Source organism: Fictibacillus sp. BK138, assembly GCF_004216955.1.
In the GTDB taxonomy this organism is placed as follows: domain Bacteria; phylum Bacillota; class Bacilli; order Bacillales; family Fictibacillaceae; genus Fictibacillus.
Window position 1 is genome coordinate 2,627,635 of sequence record NZ_SGXL01000001.1, and the last position, 21,880, is coordinate 2,649,514.

The 21,880-nt window shown below is 33.9% G+C and carries 18 protein-coding genes; 1 reads left to right on the forward strand and 17 read right to left on the reverse strand.

The genetic code is table 11. The annotated features are described in order from the left end of the window. Nucleotides 1-310: 310 nt before the first annotated feature. From EV282_RS13160 to EV282_RS13230, 15 genes are all read right to left on the reverse strand, one after another. The gene (locus tag EV282_RS13160; protein ID WP_130296234.1) at nucleotides 311-565 is read right to left on the reverse strand and encodes a hypothetical protein; all 255 of its coding nucleotides are present in this window, start codon (nucleotides 563-565) and stop codon (nucleotides 311-313) included. A 242-nt stretch (nucleotides 566-807) separates the two neighbouring features. Next, on the reverse strand, nucleotides 808-1,302 hold the full coding sequence (locus EV282_RS13165; protein WP_130296235.1) for a DinB family protein: 495 nt from the start codon (nucleotides 1,300-1,302) through the stop codon (nucleotides 808-810). A gap of 57 nt (nucleotides 1,303-1,359) precedes the next feature. Further along, nucleotides 1,360-1,941: an MEDS domain-containing protein gene (locus EV282_RS13170; RefSeq protein ID WP_130296236.1), complete on the reverse strand. Its 582-nt coding sequence runs from the start codon at nucleotides 1,939-1,941 to the stop codon at nucleotides 1,360-1,362. A gap of 140 nt (nucleotides 1,942-2,081) precedes the next feature. Continuing rightward, nucleotides 2,082-3,209 carry a hypothetical protein gene (locus EV282_RS13175; RefSeq protein ID WP_207224299.1) on the reverse strand — a complete coding sequence of 376 codons (1,128 nt, stop codon included), beginning with the start codon at nucleotides 3,207-3,209 and terminating at the stop codon, nucleotides 2,082-2,084. After that, on the reverse strand, nucleotides 3,199-4,047 hold the full coding sequence (locus tag EV282_RS13180) for a hypothetical protein (protein ID WP_130296237.1): 849 nt from the start codon (nucleotides 4,045-4,047) through the stop codon (nucleotides 3,199-3,201). Before EV282_RS13180 ends, EV282_RS13175 begins: the two co-directional genes overlap by 11 nt. 3 nt (nucleotides 4,048-4,050) lie before the next feature. Then, nucleotides 4,051-5,973 carry a hypothetical protein gene (locus EV282_RS13185; protein ID WP_130296238.1) on the reverse strand — a complete coding sequence of 641 codons (1,923 nt, stop codon included), beginning with the start codon at nucleotides 5,971-5,973 and terminating at the stop codon, nucleotides 4,051-4,053. 391 nt (nucleotides 5,974-6,364) lie between these two features. Next, nucleotides 6,365-6,925, reverse strand: a complete 561-nt coding sequence (locus tag EV282_RS13190) for a hypothetical protein (RefSeq protein WP_130296239.1) — start codon at nucleotides 6,923-6,925, stop codon at nucleotides 6,365-6,367. Then, nucleotides 6,926-8,197 carry a hypothetical protein gene (locus tag EV282_RS13195; protein ID WP_130296240.1) on the reverse strand — a complete coding sequence of 424 codons (1,272 nt, stop codon included), beginning with the start codon at nucleotides 8,195-8,197 and terminating at the stop codon, nucleotides 6,926-6,928. Between the two features lie 5 nt (nucleotides 8,198-8,202). Beyond that, nucleotides 8,203-8,991, reverse strand: a complete 789-nt coding sequence (locus EV282_RS13200) for a hypothetical protein (protein WP_130296241.1) — start codon at nucleotides 8,989-8,991, stop codon at nucleotides 8,203-8,205. A gap of 176 nt (nucleotides 8,992-9,167) precedes the next feature. Further along, nucleotides 9,168-10,151: a restriction endonuclease gene (locus EV282_RS13205; protein ID WP_130296242.1), complete on the reverse strand. Its 984-nt coding sequence runs from the start codon at nucleotides 10,149-10,151 to the stop codon at nucleotides 9,168-9,170. An 85-nt stretch (nucleotides 10,152-10,236) separates the two neighbouring features. Then, a complete protein-coding gene (locus EV282_RS13210) occupies nucleotides 10,237-10,935 on the reverse strand; it encodes a M48 family metallopeptidase (protein WP_130296243.1) in 699 nt (232 codons plus the stop codon). Between the two features lies 1 nt (nucleotide 10,936). Continuing rightward, the gene (locus EV282_RS13215; protein ID WP_130296244.1) at nucleotides 10,937-13,966 is read right to left on the reverse strand and encodes a type I restriction endonuclease subunit R; all 3,030 of its coding nucleotides are present in this window, start codon (nucleotides 13,964-13,966) and stop codon (nucleotides 10,937-10,939) included. After that, the gene (locus EV282_RS13220; RefSeq protein ID WP_130296245.1) at nucleotides 13,957-15,228 is read right to left on the reverse strand and encodes a restriction endonuclease subunit S; all 1,272 of its coding nucleotides are present in this window, start codon (nucleotides 15,226-15,228) and stop codon (nucleotides 13,957-13,959) included. Before EV282_RS13220 ends, EV282_RS13215 begins: the two co-directional genes overlap by 10 nt. Continuing rightward, on the reverse strand, nucleotides 15,222-17,582 hold the full coding sequence (locus tag EV282_RS13225) for a type I restriction-modification system subunit M (RefSeq protein ID WP_130296246.1): 2,361 nt from the start codon (nucleotides 17,580-17,582) through the stop codon (nucleotides 15,222-15,224). The genes EV282_RS13220 and EV282_RS13225 overlap by 7 nt, the downstream gene beginning before the upstream one ends. A 48-nt stretch (nucleotides 17,583-17,630) precedes the next feature. Beyond that, a complete protein-coding gene (locus EV282_RS13230; protein ID WP_130296247.1) occupies nucleotides 17,631-17,813 on the reverse strand; it encodes a helix-turn-helix domain-containing protein in 183 nt (60 codons plus the stop codon). Nucleotides 17,814-18,169: 356 nt separating this feature from the next. On the opposite strand from EV282_RS13230, the gene EV282_RS13235 reads away from it, so the two are divergent. After that, nucleotides 18,170-18,745: a hypothetical protein gene (locus EV282_RS13235; RefSeq protein ID WP_130296248.1), complete on the forward strand. Its 576-nt coding sequence runs from the start codon at nucleotides 18,170-18,172 to the stop codon at nucleotides 18,743-18,745. Nucleotides 18,746-19,001: 256 nt separating this feature from the next. On the opposite strand, the gene EV282_RS13240 is transcribed toward EV282_RS13235, so the two are convergent. Further along, on the reverse strand, nucleotides 19,002-21,425 hold the full coding sequence (locus EV282_RS13240; RefSeq protein WP_130296249.1) for a DEAD/DEAH box helicase family protein: 2,424 nt from the start codon (nucleotides 21,423-21,425) through the stop codon (nucleotides 19,002-19,004). Beyond that, nucleotides 21,422-21,742 carry a nucleoside triphosphate pyrophosphohydrolase gene (locus EV282_RS13245; RefSeq protein WP_130296250.1) on the reverse strand — a complete coding sequence of 107 codons (321 nt, stop codon included), beginning with the start codon at nucleotides 21,740-21,742 and terminating at the stop codon, nucleotides 21,422-21,424. The genes EV282_RS13240 and EV282_RS13245 overlap by 4 nt, the downstream gene beginning before the upstream one ends. Nucleotides 21,743-21,880: the final 138 nt, after the last annotated feature.

The following is a 21,880-nucleotide window of genomic DNA, read 5'->3' on the forward strand; positions in this document are numbered from 1 at the left end:
ATTGCAAAAAACACCCATTTAGAGACTATTTCGTTCAGATTAAATACATCAGGCAATACAATAATAGTTAGAATCAGCAAGATTGCAATCCATAAAGCGTGTGAAAAAATTCGTAGAAGTATCAATAGATCACTACCTTTAGTTTATAAAAGCTTATACTATCTCTTACTTAAGATATAACACCAGCCTTGATATGCCAACAAAAATAAACCATCTAATTCAAAACTGAAATAGATGGTCGATTGCTGTTTTTTTCTTATACATCAAGTTAAAGAACCGTTAGATTTGCACCAATCCAGATGTTGTCCGATTACATGTCTTCGATGTCTTTTTTCATCAGATCTAGCTTTGATCGAAATTTAGATTTTACAATCCCTTCATGCTTTTCATACTTACACATATAACATGAACAGTGCAGCTTTCCCTTTGACAATTTTCCTGGGTCTACCTCATACGGATGAGGAATTGTTTCATCACGACACCATACGTTTTTGATCACGTTCAATTTCTTTTGGATCACACGGTTCCGGTGATGACGGTAATAATCCTTTGATCGATTCTTCATATTTGAAAACCTCCCTTGAAGTGTACCAGCCTATAGGGCGCTCAAGGGAACATATAAATCCCTACAGGCAGGTACTTTTGAAGGTTTTCAAATGCATATACCTATTGAACATAACAGTCCTCCTTCTAAAAAAATTGATTACATATATTGTAACTGTTTTTTACACAAAACGATAAAAAAAGAGACCGATGACCAAATGCAATCTTCCTGCGTTTTGGATCAGTCACTTGTTATCGGTATCACTATTTTTGTACAACCTGTATTTCAGGTTCGATGAGGTCCGTCTCTGGCGGGGTATACCCGAGGATTCTGCCGATCTTTACGATTTGTCCTTTATGATGGAATTCGTGGGTGGTTGTATGCGTAAAAAGCCAAAGGGCAGTGAACTCAGCGCTAGCACCACTTCTAAACGTTACTAGAGTGGACTCATTCCAGTCTCCTTTAAATCTATTCAGAAATTCATGGATCAGAGCATCTGTTTCCATAAAAATCTCGCGCATTTCCTGCACGGTGCGAACAGATTCTGGCTTTATTTCGGCAAGTGGTTTTCCAAGCGCACGATTCCCGAGCCATCCCCGGTAGCAATTCACTACATGAACATGCAGGCTGCGAATGGAATCTCCGCCGAAGCTATCAAGCTCTTTCACATAATCCTCAGGTGACATCGTCTCACAATAACGAAATAACGTCTCCCTCGACCGTTGAATCCAATCATACTGACTTACGAATACATCCATCTTCCCGCTCTCCTTTTTAAAATGGAATAATCATGATGATTCTCGTGTTGTATGATTTTATACACATTGCACCGGGCTTAATTTTTCAGAGATACAAAGCACATCCTCATCAGTCATATAATACCGGTGACAGCTCATTAACGTCTGTCTCAAGTGCGCAGGTACACGACTTTCATCATAGGCACAAATGGAAGTTGTCCCGAACTCAACAACCGTCTGATCAACTTCCTTTTCGTACTCTCCGACGTAATACGTGATCTGTTCCTGATCCGCCCATTCCACATGCGCCCAGGTTCGAATAGAAATATGCTTATCAATGAAGGGGCCGACAAACTTTTTAAAGTAAGAGATAATCGTCGCGGAGTTAAAATCTCCTTTAAAACAATAAAAATCAAAATTGTTCACACGATGAACTTTCTCAAGATCTTCTTTACTTAGTTCGTTTTGCAGTTGTCTTTCAATCATCGGGTAAACTCTGTCGTTCTCGATTACGATGACATGATCTCCTTGTTCGATACCGGTGATGATATAAGAGACGGTGTTTTGAATATAAGATTCTTCACTCTGATATTCATAAAAGATATGACCGCCATTTGATTGCTGTAACTTTTTCGTTTGTTCCGTAATCTTTTCCCGCAATGCTGCAACCCCCTATTCAACTTATTTCCTTTAAGTATAGAGGAAGTTAGTAGAATAATATAGTTAAGGTACTAATCATTTAACAGTTTTAATATAAAAAAAGCTTAAAGAAGTTTTTCCTTTTAAGCTTTTCCCTTAAATCACTTGTCATACCAAAACCAGGCTGGTCTATTTTTCGATGTTTTACCACCAGTCGCCTTAAACTTAAAGCTGATCCCCTCTTCCTCTAAGGGCTTTAGAATGGTTTCAATTGTTTTGTTACCTATCACCCAAAGGGACCCACCTTTACTACGATGATCCACATATTCTAATTCATTACTTTCCAAATAGTTTAGTAGATTTTCTTTTCCTATAACTTCGTTTTCTTCTCTCTTTTCAAAAATCACATTTTCTGTGTGATCTGGAATAGAAAGCTCTGTAGATATAGGGATAGTAGAGGTCATATTATTGTCTTGGTAAAAATCTTCCATATCATTTGAATCTGCAGCTATCTCTTTAAAAGAATAATCTATCTGTGGGAACAATTCGGAAATATCATAGTAAATGCTTAGATACTCTATAAAAAACTTTTTAAGCTCTTCTTTATCAAGCATGGGAGACATGATTACTGGATAGCTTTTATTAAATTCAAAAATGACCCGTCGGCCAACACGTTCGTCGTCCCCTAGATCTTCACGGCCTTTAATTTTTGCTTTTAATACTTTTGATAAGTTCAATTCATCAATGATACTTAAAATATTGATTAAGAACTGGTCATTTCGAAATATCTCATACTTAATCATGTAATTAAATAGATCAAGATTCTCAATAATTAATTCATAATACCTTAATCGGTCATTCTGATCAGTGAAGTTATCGTTAATGTATTGAGCTCCTAAAATAATTTTATAAATATAGTTTTCCCAGTCAAACTTTTTAAGGACCACGTTTCGAAACGTATTTTCTTTCTCTGCCACTTCTGGATACTCCGTTAAGATAAAGTTTTGCTTTTGTGTTAATAGTAACGAATGCCAAAACGTCTCATCCAAAAGCCAATCTCTCTCTATGTTCAAATAACAATCAGATATAATTTGGAATGCCTTTAAAAAGCTCCTTCTTTTCTCATCTTCACTTCCTCGTCCCATATAAATAGGAAAATCAGGGGCTTCTCGTATATAGACTACCTTATCGGAAAAGTACTCCTCTTTTTCATTTACTTTCCCTTCAAGGAAATCGGTATATAAAGAATCAACGTTTTTATATCCTTTCTCAAGCAGCCTAACTTCCATGCATAACAACCTCCCCTAATGCTGCAGTGTACCTCTCTATAATACGATCTGAAATCAAATAAATGACTTCATCAATATTGTCCATGTTTAGCTCTGTCACGTTCTTCTTCTTCATCAAATTATATAATTTTAAATCAAGAGAGCCTTCGGGTTCCTGAATTTCATCCAAATCAACATCGCCATCATCACTATTATTTTTGATAAAGGCCTGTAATGCTTTTGTTAGTCCAGCATAAATGTAAACATTGTTTAATACGTTGCTTTTTGGAAGGTGATTAAACTGAAACTCTGGTCTTCTATAATGTATAATTATGGTCTCCTGCCCCAATTCAACCTTAATATCAGACTTTAAATTCTCATTTAATTTTTTCTCAAATAGGTCAAATGGTTTATTAATACTGCCATCAAATACAATAACGTTGGAATAACCTAATAAGAAAAACCTAGGAACCGTCAATTGGTCTCTGAACTGAAGATAGAATTCGCTTAAATCATCATTTTTCGCAAAAGGAATATCATCCAATGCTTGTATGTGTAATTGGATAGACGTCCTCTTAGTTAGAGAGATGCGAGTCTTATGCAGTTTCACAGATCTCTGTGCTGTATTCAATTTAAAAAATTTATTATCCTTTGATTGTATAATTAGGATCATTTGTGCTTTTCCACAACTTATCTGTTCTTTCATAAATTCCGAGTCGATTTCATAATCAAAATGGAAGTGATAATAATCAGCATTTTCACTAACGGTTACATCTAAGTCAAAGAGGTTATCAGCATAGCTATGGGATGTGTTTGACAAAACTGGATATGGAAAGTTAGCATCTTTTCGATATATCACTTTTTACACCTCCACATAGTAAACAAACTTTAATGACCGGTTAAATGAATTTCTTAAGCTTAACTGGAGTTGCGCAATTCCGTCCTTTATTTGGACATTATTAATAACGTTTTTCCTGTAAGAACATTTTTCTCCAGCATTCATATCCACAATTCCATGATAGCTGTTTTGAATCTGAAATTCATCTGCATACTCTACGCCCATCCTGTCAATAATTGAAAGCGAAATATCGCAGGTATTCTCACCAGCTAGTTGATCGCTTTGAGTAAAGTCAAATTTAATTAACTCTTGATTATCAAGAATAATTCTTTCAACCATATCAGGGTGTGCGCTGTACCGTTCTTTTCCTTCTTGATTATCGTTGATATTTTCATTACTTTTTTGCCGTTTCAGAGGATCTCGTTTTCGGCTGGTAGAACCTTTTTTACTTTCACTGCCTTGTTTTTCTTTTGGTCCACGTTTTTCTTTTTGTGACTGTCTTGTAGTTGACTTCACTAGGGACTGCCCTTCGTTTATTTTCACTGTTCCTAACGAGTTTTCAAGGTCTTTTTTAAATTGTGACTCTACAACATACAGAATATCTTGCGTATCCATCAAACCATCTGTCGGATTATTTTCTTTCACAGCTTCTTCAATAACCTTAGCAATCTCTTTTGATAGATTATTAATAAACCTCGTAGCTAGTCTCTTTAAGTTTCTGTCACTAAAATGGTCTTTAGAAAGTTGTGTGTGGGATTCATTTTCTAGTGACTTTAAATAAGAATCTTCGCTAGGACCACCAATAAGCACAGCATTAAATGGTTTCGTTGCATTAGCCGTAACAATAAAATCTTCAATTTTCATTCCAATCGTCCGCACTATCGCTACTCTTCCTTTTGGAATTCTTTCATCGTACCTGAAGTAAAGATGAAAGCTGAAGTCTTTCTCGCCATTAGATACTTTAATCTCTCTAGCCGGTGTGTCCAAATATGTATCTATATATAAAGGGGTAAATTCCTTTTTTGCTTCCGCTATATCTTGGTTGTAATAGTTTTGATCTTTTACGTACTGCAAGATTGTATCTTTAGTAATCTTCTTATCATTCACATGAACTTCTAATTTATTTTTTAAGATAGAGATGAAAAAGCTATCACAAATACTTTTAACGATTGCAATTTCATCATCATATTCCTCGCGAAAGTAAGGAATGATGATTTTTAAGCCTCTTGTATCTTTCTTAAAAACTTCATGAAAGTTGTTTTCGTAAGGATAAAACTTTGAGTTTTTTTCTTCCCATTTAACATCGGTAAAGTATCCTGTTGATCTAAAAGCCTGCCCATTATGGACATGTTCAATCAATTGTACAGTTCCACCTAAATGCTGCTCCCCGAAGGCGTCGCAATTTGCAAAGTACATCACATGGATATCTGAAGCTGAATTGGAAGCAATTTTACCAATACCGTGAGATCCACCTCGTGAAACTTCAACAGCAGCATTATCTTCCTCAAAGTGCACCCCTTTATTATAGGCATAGATCCCCCACGTATCTTTTTTCGACCCACTCTGTCCGTTTTTAGCGCCCGTCAATCCGCGAGTGTTTATATCTTCAAAAGAAATATATCTAATCACATCTTGGTCAAGCTTGTTTTTCATATGACTGATGGTTTCATTTGTATATGTATTGCGACCTTCTAGTTTCAGAATACGTTCTCTTACTTCATCGATGCCTGGAATATGTTCTTTAGGAATGTTTCCTGTTTCAATTTTCAGAACTACCGGTCCATCATAATCTAACAACCGACCGTCCAGTGAGTTCTGTATATTTTCTCGAACTAATCCACTTACCCCTAAGTCATAAAACCGTTCTAGCGATTTATTAAAATTAGATTCTTCTATATTAGGAATCGGAGAGAATTTCCATTTATCCTGAGTAAGTACTTGTGACATTGTTGTCAGTCTCCTTCACATAATTTATGCTATTGTGCTGTTAAATAAGACATTGGACCACGTTTCAAAATTATATTCCCTAATTAAACAGCCAGTTCATTCATTCTTAATAATTACCATTTTACCATGTCCATCCATAGTGGAATATGTTATATTATGGTATTCATAATTTTAAGTCAATCATTTCAAGAAGAAATAAAAAACAGAGCGTCCTTGAAATATTCCATGGACGCTCTGTTAAAGCTTCTTTTTATTACTTATGATACGGTTCACCGTAACGTTGGATAGGGTAAACTAACAAAATAAAAACCTACAAAGCCTTCAAAAAAAGGCTGTAGGTTTTTTTCCTTATAGATCTTTTAATTTTTGGTAACTAATTTCTCTTGTATAATCACAACTCAGAAATATCTTTTATCAATTTAACTAGGATAATTAAGCCATGCTCTATAAAGTGCCCAGATTTAGCCGAAAGTTCTTTATACTCATCTTCAGAACAACCATGAAATGCATCATTTCTAGCATTTCGAATATTTTCAAGCGTATGAAAATACTCATCTTTCAGTAATCCCTTTTTTAATTTATATGTATTTCTATTTTTATTTACCTCTTGTTTATTCAAGAGCTTTAAGCGTTCAGCTTGGTTACTCTTACTTCCCCAAAAGTTTTTTCTAATAGTTGAAATTGATACGTTGGCAGTGTTTTTTTCAAAAGCTGTCTTCCTTTTAATCTTAGCCTCACAGTATTCTTTTGTACATAATTCTAATGCTCTTCCTAAGATTCCAACTGCCGTTACTGTATAGCCAATATCTAGTATATCTAGACACTCTTTTACATCATCTTCATATTTTGGGCCAACTAATTCTTCAATGCTTTGATCATCCAGCATAGATGCTAATCTTCTTCTTATTATTTCAGATTCATAAATATCAACTTTTGTGACTTCCTTATCCATTTAAAATTCCTCATTCAAAGCTGTGGATTCATACGTTTTTGGACGACTAGAACTTACTTTTATCATTCGGTCGTTTACTAGCTTATTTATAATCTTAGTAGGTTGACTCTTAGGATACATTTTTTTTAGAGTTACACTTTTGGCTACTATTTCTGCCCATGTTAAAGGTTGTAATGAATTATCTAGAATTTCTAAAATAATATCTGCCGGATCGTTAGAAGTAGTTTTCTGTAATTTCTTATCTTGTCCTGATCTTAGTAAAGTTATTACATCAGCCCATGTTTTTAACCTATCATCACTTAATGAACTAACTATGTTTTCTAGAAACTCTTTCTCATTTTCATCAGGAATATAGTTTATTTCATTTAATCTTTTAATTGCAAAATTCAAAGTATCATCTTTAGTTTTAGGAACTTTTAATATTAGCTTTCTATCAGTAAAACGTCGTTCAAAAGCTGTTTGCTTTGATAATACGTCCCATGCTTCAGGTGTAGCACCTACACATATTATTCCCTTTAGTTGCTTATTATTTAAATGATCAAATAACACCCGATAGGAAGTTAAGATTCTTGCTCCTACTCGAGTAAGTGTTACCGAATTAGTTTCTGATGAATATACCTTATCAACTTCATCAAAAAGCAATAGTATTGGTTTATTGGTGATCAATTGTATAAATTCAAAAGCATCACCTGAAACTAGAGAAAAATCATTTTCGTTAGAAATAAAAGCTTTTTTTGATCCGAATTTAGTTTTTAAAAATTTTAATTGGTCAGGAAACAAGTCTCTCCCTGAAAAATAATCTAATACCAATTCTGACTCCTCTTTATTGTTACAGTTCATAAGGTATCTAAAAATTATATTTTCATGTTGTTCTATAATATTTGATTCTGTATTTGCCTTATATACTTCCCAATTATCATAGTATTTTTTTAAAGAAGAATTACCAGGTGCGAAAAAGAATGACTTATAAATTTCATTAAGAGCATCCACCAACGGCCCACTTATAAACATATTAGGAATATATATTCCTATCATATTATCTTTTTCTTCTAGATAGTGCCTTCTGATATATCTAAGGAAGTGGGTTTTCCCATTTCCAATCTGTCCTAAAACAACTGACCCTAAAAATCCTTCTATCCCGTCTACCAAAGAACTATTTACCCAACTATCAAACGTCTCTACCGACAGTTCTTCGCCTATTATATAATCCGGATCCGAAATTGGAACAGTTCTATCAAGAGACCTTTTAAGCATGTCTAAGATATTACTCATTTTTGTTAACCCCTTTTTATTATTACCGTCATAATATATTCATTAAATAAATTTTTCACTTCTCCTTGATTTTTATAAAGGCTACTTTTAGACCATATATAATTTTCCGTTTCATAACTCGCTACACAAGTCAGAATTTTACTAGCTGATTCTTTATCAAAGTAGTTCAACAAATAATTTTTAATTAAATTTATATTTACAATATCTTCATTAAAATAATCTTGTAAAGATTCAATTTGAAAATTTGTAATTCCACTTCCATCTCTATCACCAAGTAGAATTAACTCATTTTTTTTCTCTATAATACCCAACATCTTAATTAATGATAGTATCGCTCTTAAATTCCTCCCAGTTGAGGAGATTGCACTATTATCGCTTCTATCTTTACTAACTAATGAAAATATTGAATACAACGTCTTTATTCTTAAGCTAGGCGCAAATAATTTAACTAAGATAAGAGTTATACTTACAACGTTGTTTAATGGTAAACTCTTTAGAATTATTTCTTCAATAAAGCCATTTTGACTTATTTGATTTTGTAATAATTTTTTGCTTACTTCTGACAGTTCATATTTCTGATCATCATATGATAAAATCCCCACTAAAGTACTGTGATTAATTCTCTTTCTAAAAGTTTCTTTACTAAGCTTTAGTTGAGTATGAAAGTTTAAATTGTACATTTCTTGAAGACTATACCTATTTAATTTAAAGATACTAACTAACTGACCCAACTTCTCTTTATCATTAGGAATATTTGAGATATTGGGTATCCAAAAATCTTTTTCTGTGAACACTAATCTTTCACCTCCATATGAGGATCCATTAAAAAAAATGTTAAAGAGAAAAACCTGGATCCTGTTAAATATTATAACATTTCTTTAAATACTTATACATTTTTATTAAACATATGGCGCAAAAAGTATCTACATTTTCATTAAACCCCATATAAAGTATCTTATAGCCATGAATCTTACTCTGGAACATACATCTTTTGTAAGGGCAATAATGATCTTTTATCATTCGGCATCTTTTCATACCATTGCACAATAAATCGCACTAGTTCTTGTAAATCTACTAATCTAACAGAGTTGTGCTTAGCTACCGCTTCAGCATGAGATGTAAATCCCCCCGTAGATACAAAAAGGCTATTTGCATCAATTGGATTCGCCCCCAACAATTGTTGAATTTCGGGTGCAGACGCTGAGCTTTTACGGTGCTTAACCTGAACCTTTATAATCGGCTTTTCAAAACCAAATGCATCTTTGTAAGCTAATATATCAACACCACCATCAGGGCCTTTGGGACTTATTCGAACATTGTATTCCATAGATTGAAGAAGTCCACCTACTAATTCTTGCATTTGCCATGGATCTAGATTATCTACTTTGTCTTCAATCATAACTAATGCTTTACTAACCAAATCTTCAATAATTTCATCTTCCCCGTCATTATCACCCAAATCTGTAGGTTTTAAGAACGGATTTTCTAATAAACGTTCTATTTCATCCCCCCATTGATCAACTCTAAAAACCGTTAAAACGGAACCCAGACTATTTTTTGCTGCTTGTGTTAACATATCTCTCTCAACCGAAATTTCTTCCCACTTTACTTCAATAGTGTTTGGGTAATCCGGGTGTCCAACTGAAAAATCGTAAAAATGAGGTTCAATCACTGTTCCAATTATGTACTCTCTCTTTTCTTTGGAATAGGTAATGACACGATCACCTTTCCGTATATCTCTACTAAATCGCCACACTTGGTTAACCCAACTATTTCTAGATTTAGGTTTTTCTTCATTGTATACACTATCTGCTTTGTGCGACATTTCTTCTTTAGAGTGGTAAAGCTTTGGATCCCCTAGTTGTGGCCAACCTATCGATGCTATTCCTTTATCCTTCCACACAGGAATTAGTTCATTATCATCTCCTGCTCGAATCATCCACCAATGTTTCATTTAACTCAACTCCCATTCTATAAAAATAAGCCCTAGCACATACTTAATATGTAATCATGCTAGAGCAATGTTGGTTGGGTAATATTTAATAAAATATCAATTTATTTAGCTCATTCTTAATAATTCGCCATTGTGGAAGAAAACGATCCATATAAGCCACAAATTGATCATTATGGTTACGCTCGAGTAAATGTACCATTTCATGAACTATGACATATTCAAGGCAATGTTTAGGTTTCTTTGCTAAGTCTAAATTTATCCAAATTCTTTGGTTCTCTATGTTACAAGAGCCCCACTTCGTCCTCATCTTTTTGACTCCCCAGTCTTTAACTTCTACACACATGATGTCTTGCCATTTTTCAATTATTTGGGGAATCTCACTCTTTAACTGCTTTCTATACCACTCTGTTATAACCTTTTCTCGTTGTTCTTTTGTACTTCCTTTTTTCACATATAAATCAAGATACGTTTTATTCCGAATGTTCACATGATTTTTCGGACTATCAGGAATAACAGTTAATAAGTAGCGTGTACCATAAACATAATGACTTTCCCCGGAGACGTATTCTCTTTCAGACTGTCTTACCTGCTCGTGAAATTTCTTTTGTTGGTTTTTAATCCAAGTTATTTTAGAAACAGCAAAAAGTCGTATTGATTCTTCATTGCTTTTTAAGGGTGCAGCTATTCTAACTCTTCCATTTGGAGGATATACAGCAAGGTGTAGGTTTTTGATGTCCTTACGAAAAACATCAATCTCTAAGTTGCCTATTCTAATTTGGTGCATATCAATATTCTCCTTGATTTTTTACTATTTCAAAAATTCGTTCAGCTACCTCATCATCTTTTATGTGTTTCTGGATTGCATAAAACACTTCTCTTTCTTTAATCTTCATTCCGCGCCAACCGTCTTTTTTGGTTGTTCTTATTTCTTGGTCAAGAGTTAGAGCTAATAATTCATTTTGATTTAAGTTATCATAAAGGGCTCTCTTAGCACCTGAATTCATACTATTTGGGTAGGTTGAAGAGGTTGAAGGATTTTTAACTTTTTTAGTAAGCTCTACAATTTTTGCTAAGTATTCTTCATAATCTTTAGCTTCTTCTTTTCTTTCTTTAATTAATTCATCTAAAAGCCTAGACATTTTTTCATAATACTTAGGATTAGTTGGAGATTCATCAATGATTACTCGTCGTACGTTATTTTCAATTGTTTCTGCAACTGCCTCTTTATCATCTTTTATTCCTTTTGGGAACAATTCAACAGCATCTTTTCCACGTGAAACTATCAACTCAATCAATGTTAAGTCATCAAATTCTGAGATAACTTCACTTTCTTCAGCACTAATATATGTATCGATTAGATGCCGCATTGCTGGCTCATATAGTTTTAAATCTATGTGATCGCCACTAGCTAACTTTACCTCTGACCTTACTTTTTCATAATATTGAACATCTTGCTTTATTGATTGAATTTCACTCTTTGAATAGCCGGCTTCTTCCATTTCATTCGCAATATTAGCATATGAACGAATAAGTGCAACTGTAGATTTATATAACGATAACCGCTTTTGTTCGTTTTCTTTTAGCTCATCTTTATTTTCAATATTATTAGCACAGAAATAACGGATATAATTAATTGTATCTTTTGGAGGTTCTACAGGTTCACATAAAAACTTAATTGTTTCTAATGCAGTATCTAAACGTTCTTTAGCTTTTTCTAGACGATCACTTAGAAGACCCTCGACATCGTTTTTATCATAGTCATCAAATGCTTCTGATGTGTAGTCTTCCACAGATTTTTCAAGACTCTTAAATAGATCTTTATAATCGATCACGTACCCATACTCTTTATCTTCACCATCTAAACGATTAACCCTACAAATAGCTTGAAATAGCCCATGGTCTCCCATGTTCTTATCAATGTATAAATAGGTAGCCGAAGGTGCATCAAAACCTGTTAATAGTTTATCTACAACAATTAATAGTTTCATCTGCGCAGGCTCTTCGACAAATTTTTTCTTAACATCTTCTTCAAACTCTTCTGGTGTTTGGTCATTCAACATTTTTTTATAGATTTCATATTTCTTTAATTTCTCTGTAACAGATTCTTCACCTGTACGTTCACCCTTGATGTCTCGGATATTTGGAGTGTATGACGTCACGATTGCACATTTAGTAAATCCACTATTTTGAAACAACTCGTAATATTTACAAGCTTCGTAGATACTTCCTGCTACAAGAATCCCATTGCCTCTCCCGTTTTGTAACCGATCCCTCGTTTCCATATCAAGAAGAATATCCCCAACTATTTTCTCTAATCTTGACCGAGAGCTAAGAACTTTCTGCATTGTTCCCCATCTCTGTTTTAGCTGCACAAGAGCATGAGGAGTTAGACCTCTTGTTTTTGCATCGAACCATTGGTCTATTTTTCTTTGAGATGTTATATTTTGGTCAACATTTCGAGCTTCATACCTTAAATCCAACACAACATTATCTTTAACAGCTTCGTCAAACTTATACGTATGAATATATTTACCAAACACTTCAATACTTTTTTTCTTATCCTTTTTCAATAATGGTGTTCCAGTGAAACCAATAAATATAGCATTTGGTAATAGTTCTTTCATAGCATCATGAAGCTTACCTGATTGTGTACGATGGCATTCGTCAACAAAAACATAAAAGTCTCCTTTTGCTCTAAAACCAAGAGGTAAATTCTTTTTTAATTCATCAATGTATGAATCGTAATCAGCCTCTTCTTTATTTCCAAATTTATGGATTAGTGAGCAAAACAACCAAGGATGCGGTGTGTTGATCTTATCGATTAGATCCTTCCCATTTCTAGTACGAAAAATTTCTTCATTAACACCTTTAAAAACCTTTTCGATTTGCTTATCAAGTTCGTCACGATCTGTAATGATAAGCACACGAGCATCCTGCACATTCTCTCTAATCCATTTTGTTAGCCACACCATAGTTAAGCTTTTTCCACTTCCTTGTGTGTGCCATATGATTCCACCTTCACGCTTTTTAACACTCTCTTGTGCTGCTTTTACACCAAAGTACTGATTTGGACGACAAAGCTTTTTGATACCACGATCAAACACAACGAAATCATGCAGCATCTCTATCAATCGCTTTTTCTCACAAATCTGTAAAATGTGCCGATCTAGTTGATGATCAATATCACTTTCTTCTTTCCAAGTTAGATAATACTTTTCTTTTGTTTCAATCGTACCGTAGCGAACACCTTCTGTATCATTTCCTGCCATGACAAGCTGGATAGTCGAGAAAAAAGGTCTAATAAATGTCGTATCCTGGTTATCAAGATTTTGTCGTATACCTTCGGACACCGACACAGTACTTCGTTTTAATTCCAAAACACCTATTGCTATTCCATTGATATAAAATACAATATCTGGACGTTTTTTATTTTCGCCTTTAATGGTAACTTCTTCAGCTATAGCAAAGTGATTGTTTAGTGGTTCTTTCCAATCAATGAGATAAACGGTTTCTGTATTCTCTCCAATGTGTACTCTTTCCTTTACTCCATAACGAAGTAAACTATAAACTTCTTTATTAATGTCGTATAAGCTCTTAACCTGATTAGTAGCAGCTTGTGTCAATTGAAAAATCGCTTTCTGAATAAGCTCATCACTGTACCCTCTTTTAAAAAGGTACTTTCTTAAAACCTCTTCTTCAATGTTGCTATTGTTTGGACGGTCATACCAGTCTCCAAAGTAATCATACTGGAGATTATTACAAATTAGCTTAACTACTCTATTTTGAGTTATTCTCTCTTTTTGTCCTACTGACACTCCACCAACCTCACTTTTCCAGTTAGTAAATTATTCATCATGCCTTGCTTAATAAACTGGTATTTCTTTAATTTTTGAGTGAGTCCCTGTATTTCTGCATCCATATCACTTAAGACTTTTGCGATAGCAATTTGTTCCTCTAGTGATGGTAATGCAATCTTAAGGGATTTAATTATTTTAAGATTAAGTCCTCCTCTACCTCCATCTCCAGTTGATAAACCTCTTAATTCTTTGTAACGATTATCGAGATTATAATATAAGTACTTAGAGCTGTGATTATTCGAAGGATATATTGCTGCTATGGATTGATTAGTGCATAATTCAACCATATTGATTGCTATTGTTCCACGAGTTTTCCCCTGTCCAGCCAAACCTATTAAAACACACTTTTCAGGAATTACATGAGTGCTCGAATTCTTCAATCCTTCCTCAGTGATTCTTCCTTCAACATCAAATATCATCTTCATATTTAATTCGCCAGAATTCATCCATCTAATTTCTCCGCCCCAATACTCTTTTTTCCTAGTACTAGGAGTTCCACCTGCCGATACTTGACTAAAATCACCAATAGTTAACTCATTCCATTTCTCACTGAATCCCGGAAGACGTATTTTTCCTTCTAGAAGCTGATGCATAGCACCTTGTTTAATATTTCGTTTTTTCTCAATTAATTCTTCAAGAGAGTCAATTACTGAATCTATATCATTTAAAGATTGAGAGATTGCTCGTTGCTCATCTATTGGCGGTACAGGTAGTAATACCTGTGAAAGAATCTTTCCATTTGTTAATGCTCTTGTAGTGTAGGTGCTTTTGGAAATAATTTCTTTGCGTACTTGTTCTGTTGAGAAACAATATTTTTTAAAATGTGTATCTAATAAACTATTCCTTTGTCTAGCACGCAAAATAAAACCACTAAAAACAGTATTTTCTAGTTCTTCTACTACTACAGCTGAAAATCCAATCTCTTCAACTGTCTCAGATGTTCTTGTGAAGAAAACATCATCTTTTCGCACTTCGTAAGCCTTTAATTCATTTATAGATACTTTAACTCTTCCTTTTAAATCATTTGCCGTTAAACTACTCTTCTTAAACACATCAACATAATTTACAATGGGCGTTCCTATACCAAAATATTTTTTTTCTTTATTTAACCCGTTCTTAAAATCAAAAATTTCACCGAGTTTAATTACTTTCCAATCTTGTGGGATACTCCCTATATCACTTACTTTATATTCATTTATTACATTTAGTTTTTTTACCATGCTGCCATCCCCATTATTTTCAAATGTTCATCTACTTTTAGTCTTAATTCTTCCACTTCTTCTTCTAATTTTGGTAATGGCTTTTCATATCTTTCTGATAATTCTATAATTCTATATGTCAAACGTTGAGAAATATTTTCCAATTCATTTTCTACATCATTGACAACATTAGACATCCATTTATCATCAACAATCAAGGTTTTAACCTCTTCTTCATTGAGAATTTTATATTTATCTAATATTTTTCGATTAAGTTCTTCACGTATTTCTTTTATATTTTTATTAAGTTCAGTATCCCGATCAAAAAGAGATAGATATGCATCTAGTATCTTCAATTCCTCTTTGAAATTAGGATCGTTTTTTATTTCTTTAATTCGTTTCTGGAGATTTCCTTTTAATACTTTGCCTTTATCATTTCTCAACTCTTCAAATAAATCGTCTTCAGTACTATTTTCTTCCTCCAATTGTTCTTTACTGTCTGTAATAAATATTACCTCAGCTTCCAACTTTTCAATTGTGATTAAATCTTCTGGGTAATATCTTTTTGCAACTAATTCAGTTGGGATTAATTCACTTGTTGGCTTCCAACCTTCTGCTGCAATAATATACACATCATCCTGCATAGTTTCATACCAGTAAGTCAGAAGATATTGATATATATCATAATGATCTAGTAGTCGTAATGATGAAAATTTTTGTAGTATATCTTCTGATATACTTTCAATTATTTCTTTTGGATTAACACCTATTTCAATATTTTTTAAAAACATTGAATTTTCTTCTACCCATTCACTTAAAATTTTATTCACTTTTTCTGAGTAATTAATGAATTCAGCGTGATTAAAAATAGTTTCTTTAATATCTTTATTTTCCACTAATAAATCACTAAATCCTTCTCTTCCTATTTCAGAGAAAAGAGTACTTTTAATAGAGGGATAGACATCCCAATAGTTTTGAAGAGCATTAATATCTTCATTTGGTATACCACCCAATAAATGTGCCTCTATGTTTTGGATATCTTCAGAATCTTGATTATCAATATATCGAGAAATATATAGGTTACAATCATTTTCTTCTATTTCTTCAATTGATACCATCCTTGCATATTTTGGAACATCAATATGCTTTGAGTACGCATCAACTATTTTATGAACATCTCTATCACGCAATCTATTTTTATTACCATCCTTAATGAAACCCTTACTTGCATCTATCATAAAAATACCCTTCCGACTAACGGCGTTTTCTTTATCTAAGACGATAATACATGCAGGAATTCCTGTCCCGTAGAAGAGGTTGGAAGGCAATCCAATAATAGCTTTAATAAACCCTTTTTGTATTAAATTTTTGCGGATATCTGCCTCTGCATTTCCTCGATAAAGCACTCCATGCGGTAATATTACCGCACCTTTTCCATTACTTTTTAAAGAACGAATAATATGCAGCAGAAATGCATAATCTCCATTTGTTGCCGGAGGAATACCATATCCAGTAAATCTATCAAATTCATCGTATTGAGGATCTATGCCACTAGTCCAATTTTTTTGAGAAAACGGCGGGTTTGCGACAACAAAATCAAACGTTTTAAGTTGTTCACCATCTTTAAATAAAGGGTTTGCAATGGTATTATCTTTCTTAATATCAGCAGTAGGATGACCGTGAAGAATCATATTCATTCTTGCCAATGCCGCTGTTGCATTGTCATTTTCCTGACCATATATTGTAACCCCTGTTGTTGTCTCATCAGCAGCTTTTAACAATAGTGACCCACTTCCACATGTGGGGTCATAAATAGTTTGATCTTGACTAGTAGCTTTATTGATACCCATTACCTTAGCCATTACACGTGATACTTCTGATGGAGTATAAAACTGACCTTTACTTTTCCCTGATTCAGTAGCAAATTTTCTCATCAAAAATTCGTAAGCGTCACCTAAGATGTCATCTCCATCTGCACGATTCTTACTAAAGTCAAGCCGATCATCTTCAAATATAGCTACTAAGCCTGAAAGACGGTCTTGCATATCTTTCCCTCTACCTAGTTTATCTTCATTGTTAAAATCTGCTACATCAATAACACCCTTTAAATCATTTGCTTCAGCGAGATTAGCAATAATTTTGTTAATCTTATCACCAATTTCTTTATTTCCTTTAAGAGCAACAATATCTTTAAACCCACCGTTTTCTGGAATTTCTATTAATGAATTCTTCTTACCATCATATTTATCAGAGACATATTTAACAAACAATAGAGATAAAACATAATCCTTATATTGTGATGCATCCATACCGCCTCTTAACTTATTACAACTTTCCCATAAAAAACTGTATAGCTCACTTTTCTTAACTGCCATTTAAAATAATTCCCTTCAGATTTTTTTTTCTTTTAGGATAACCCTTAGTCAAAATTGTGCTGATTTACCCTTTCTTCTTTCATCAATAGGTTTTTCTGCCTCTTTAGGAATCACCCATACCATACCTACCTTATTTGCACCTACAATTCTTTTCTCCGCACATAATACTTGCACACGCCTTTTAGATATTCCCCATTTATTAGCCGCTTCTTTTGCGGACATAAACTCCATTTCTCAAGCTCCTTTCAAAGCTTTATAGCTTAAATTATATTCCTAACTGCGAACAATTCAAAGAAATTTTCTAGACAGTTAAAAGATTCAATATATAAGAATATCAAGTATATCAACAAAAAATTGATAAATTTTCTCTCTCTACCACCATCCTACATATAACAGGGGTACCTTCCTGTTTTATGCCCTACCCCTTTTATATATAAACTGTTGTTTATCCAGTTGGATAGATAGCGTTTTTTTTTGTATTACAGAGACGTCATGCGTAGTGAGAGGAGCGCACAAGAAAGGAGGTCAGAAAATGAATAATTCATTAGTATGTATTTTGGTACTTCATTGAACGATTATTTGAAAGAATGAACGAAGAACGCTCTGATGCTGAAAGTCCACTTAAAGAAGAAATGAAACGACTTGTGGCGAGCAAGCAAAAGACAGAAAAGCAACTGGATAATCTCGTCTCTCTACTAATGGATGACCCAGAACTACGAGACATCTACAACAAGAAAATGAAGAATCAGAAGGAACTCCTCATTAAAATAGAAGACCGTATTGAACATGTCAATAAGCAGCTTCAGAATGTCAACAAAGACCCTATCGATGCAGATGTACTCAAACACCTTCTAAAGAACCTTGACACCATATTAGAGCGAGCAGACGCTGCTGAGAAAAAAGAACTGCTCGCCCTTTTTGTTAAGGATATCCAAATTACGAAGGAAAGGGTCTCCTTCAAAGAAGGGAGACAAATTACACAAATTAATTTGATGTTCGACTTTACTATTGAGGCGCTTCAGGGTAGTACGAGTGTCCTGCTAAATAGTATGAATCAGATAAAATGCATTACACCGATTGATCACTCCATAATTAGCCAAATATCAAAGGATGATATGTATAGGGAGGCTCTTGCTTCCCTTAACCTTTACCCTTATTTATGATACGGTTCCCCTTAGTTAATCATATACTTGTTTAAGATAAGTAATCTTTAGATCAACTCTGAGTTCAATAGCTGTCTCTATTTACTAGTTAATTAGTTTATCTTTATCTTTATTTTGTATTACTATATTGTTAATTTCTTTTTTACTTAATGAACAGTTATCACAAATAGGTAGAGTGTTCATATCTTTTAAAATAATCCAGTCAGTTGGATGTAGTCGGACACCACACTTTATGCATTTTTTCTGTTTCATTTATTCACCTTCCATCCTTTCTTTCAAAATGATAATGTAGCCTATATTCACAAATTTCTTTTGTCCACTTAAAAACTAATTTATTTATAGATTCATTAAATTTAACATTGAATCTAAATAGATTTTCGTTGAACATAACTTTACTTCTAGAACTTCCACTCCATTTAGTCATAGGCATTGTTGCAACTAATCTGGCAACCTTCTTCTCATCATAAGTCCACATTTGTTTAGCTGCTTTGTCTGAAAAATCTATACGTCTTCTATACTCTTTTTCAGTAAAATATTTGTGGAAGAATGGAGCTACTTCTTCTGGTGTTACTGGATCTAACCAGTGTTCTAAACCTCTTAAGAGCATGTATTTTAGGACAACCATTTTATAACTTTTGGACATTCCGGTTTTTTCTACTTCTATTAGCCATTCTTCCGATTCTTTAAAAGCTTCTTTTTCAGAATCAGACAGTTCATCTGCCCAATTTAGGAAACCTACATATGATTTAAACTCCTGTTTATATTCCTGACTCGGAGCATTTCCTTGTAAATGTAACTCTAGATATGTCGGTCTTCTACCCAGTTCTCTCTTTAGTTCATGATAAGCATATAAAAGCTTTTCTTTACGCGGCTGTTTCTTGGCTTGCAGCTCTTTTAATAGGTCGATAACTTTAATATCAAAATCTATTAAACATCCCTCTGGCACTGAAGGAAGGATGTTCACAGGTCCTTTTTCTTTCGCTGGTTCTGCATTAAACAACTGCATTTTGACATCTGCATTTCTATAGTTACCGATTAAATCTATAATGACACAGTGTGATTTGGCATTATGAAGACGCAGCCCGCGTCCAACTTGCTGTGTGAAAACGGTTAATGATTCAGTAGGTCTTACAAATAGAAGTGTATCAACGGAAGGAATATCTACCCCTTCGTTAAAAAGATCAACAGTGAAGATAATATCTAATTGACCATCATTTAACTGCTGTACCGCATCTCCTCTAGAAATATCAACAGTTTTAGAATTAAGACTAACAGCCCTTATTCCTTTTGACTTAAAATAATTAGCTAAAGTGTTTGCTTGTCTTATAGATGAACAAAATGAGATTGTTCTAGTTTGTTTAAGCTTGAACCAAGCAGTGTACACTTTTTCCAGCATTTCATCTGTTAATTGAACAGCTAACAATTCTTCTTCATCATATTTTGTTCCAAGCCAAGTTATCTGTCGATAATCAGTGTCATCATATACTCCATAATAATGGAAAGGAGCTAGCCACTGTTTCTGAATGGCTACAATAAAATGAATTTGATAAGCTACGTTTCCGTCACATATCGCATAAACATCTTTTCCATCCATTCGATCTGGTGTTGCAGTTATTCCTAGTAGAAACTTTGGTTTGAAGTAATCGATGACCCGTTGATATGACTGCGCAGCAGCATGATGAAATTCATCCACAACTATTAAATCAAAATCATCGGGAGAAAAGACTTCTAAATGCCGTTTCATTCCGAGTGTATATATAGAAGCAAATATCACATCCGCTTCAGGTTGCTTTTCCGTTCCATAGTAAAGCCCAAGTGTTTGTTCGGGCATAATATGCTGAAATGATTGCTTTGCCTGTTTTAAGATTTCTTCTCTATGAGCTATGAACAAGATCCTTTTGAAGTTTTGTGCAAAAAATCCAGCCAAATAGGTTTTACCAAGTCCCGTAGCCATGACAACCATCGCTTTGTCATAGCCTTCCTCAAGGGTATTTTGAAGCAGTTCTAATGCTTCTTGTTGTGAAGGCCTTGGAGTTATTATGTATGGTGCTGTAGGATCGGCTATTATTTGTGGTTCTTGAACAGGTTCAACCGTTGTCAATGTCATTTCTTGCTCTTCTGCTTCTGTCCATGTTCTAACTAAGTTAGGATATTTTTGGTGATAGCCCTCATATTGCAATTGATATTCTTCTAACGTTTCTTTATTAACAGGGATTGTCTGATCATGAAGAAACGTTTTTTGAAATTGATCTAATGCCTCTAAGTATGTTTCCGGACTAACACTCTCAGTTAAAGAAAGATTCCATTCCGTTCCCGTTTTAAGTGCTGACCTAGATAAATTGGATGAACCTACTATGAAATAACCATTTTCATCTGGAATATCAAAAAGATACGCCTTTGGATGAAACGATTTCCCGTTACTCTTGTACAGTCGAACGGAAATATTCGGATGGATTGTAATTAGCCTTTCAAGCGCTTCTGGTTGAGTGACAAATAGATAATCACCAGTACAGACTTGGATCTCAGCTCCCCGATCTGCAGCAGCTTTTAGATGTGGTGCAAGAACATCAACACCTGACTTCATTACAAATGATGTAAGAATATGAATGGATCTAGCACTCGTTAATCCTTCAAGAAGTTCTTCATAGAGGTTACTTGTTACAAGTTTAATAGACTTCATTCCGTATCAATCAGGAATATGCGTTCCTGAAATCCTCCGCGCTTTTCTGCTTTTTCCTGCCTCACTTTTTCAATTTCATAGAAATCTACACCATGAACTTTAGCAAGTGCATACATTAATTCTAGAAGATCAGCCAGTTCTTCAACAGCGTCCTTGTCATTATCAGCTGCAGCATACTCATCTAGTTCTTCATAACATTTTTTCTTTAATTCTTTTATGTAGTCCGTTTCAGATAGAATAGTAGTATTAAAGGAAGCACCCGTTCTTTCAATAATTTCTGGAATACGGTCACGGACAAGTTTGTTGTATGTAGGCATAATTATTCCCCCTTTATTTATATATCTTAATAATACCAATAATAATTTGGCAAAAAAAAGCAAACTATTTGCAAAATAAATATTTAAAGATTTTAATTCCATTGTTAAATTTTACTAGACCTTAAATTAATATAGTAG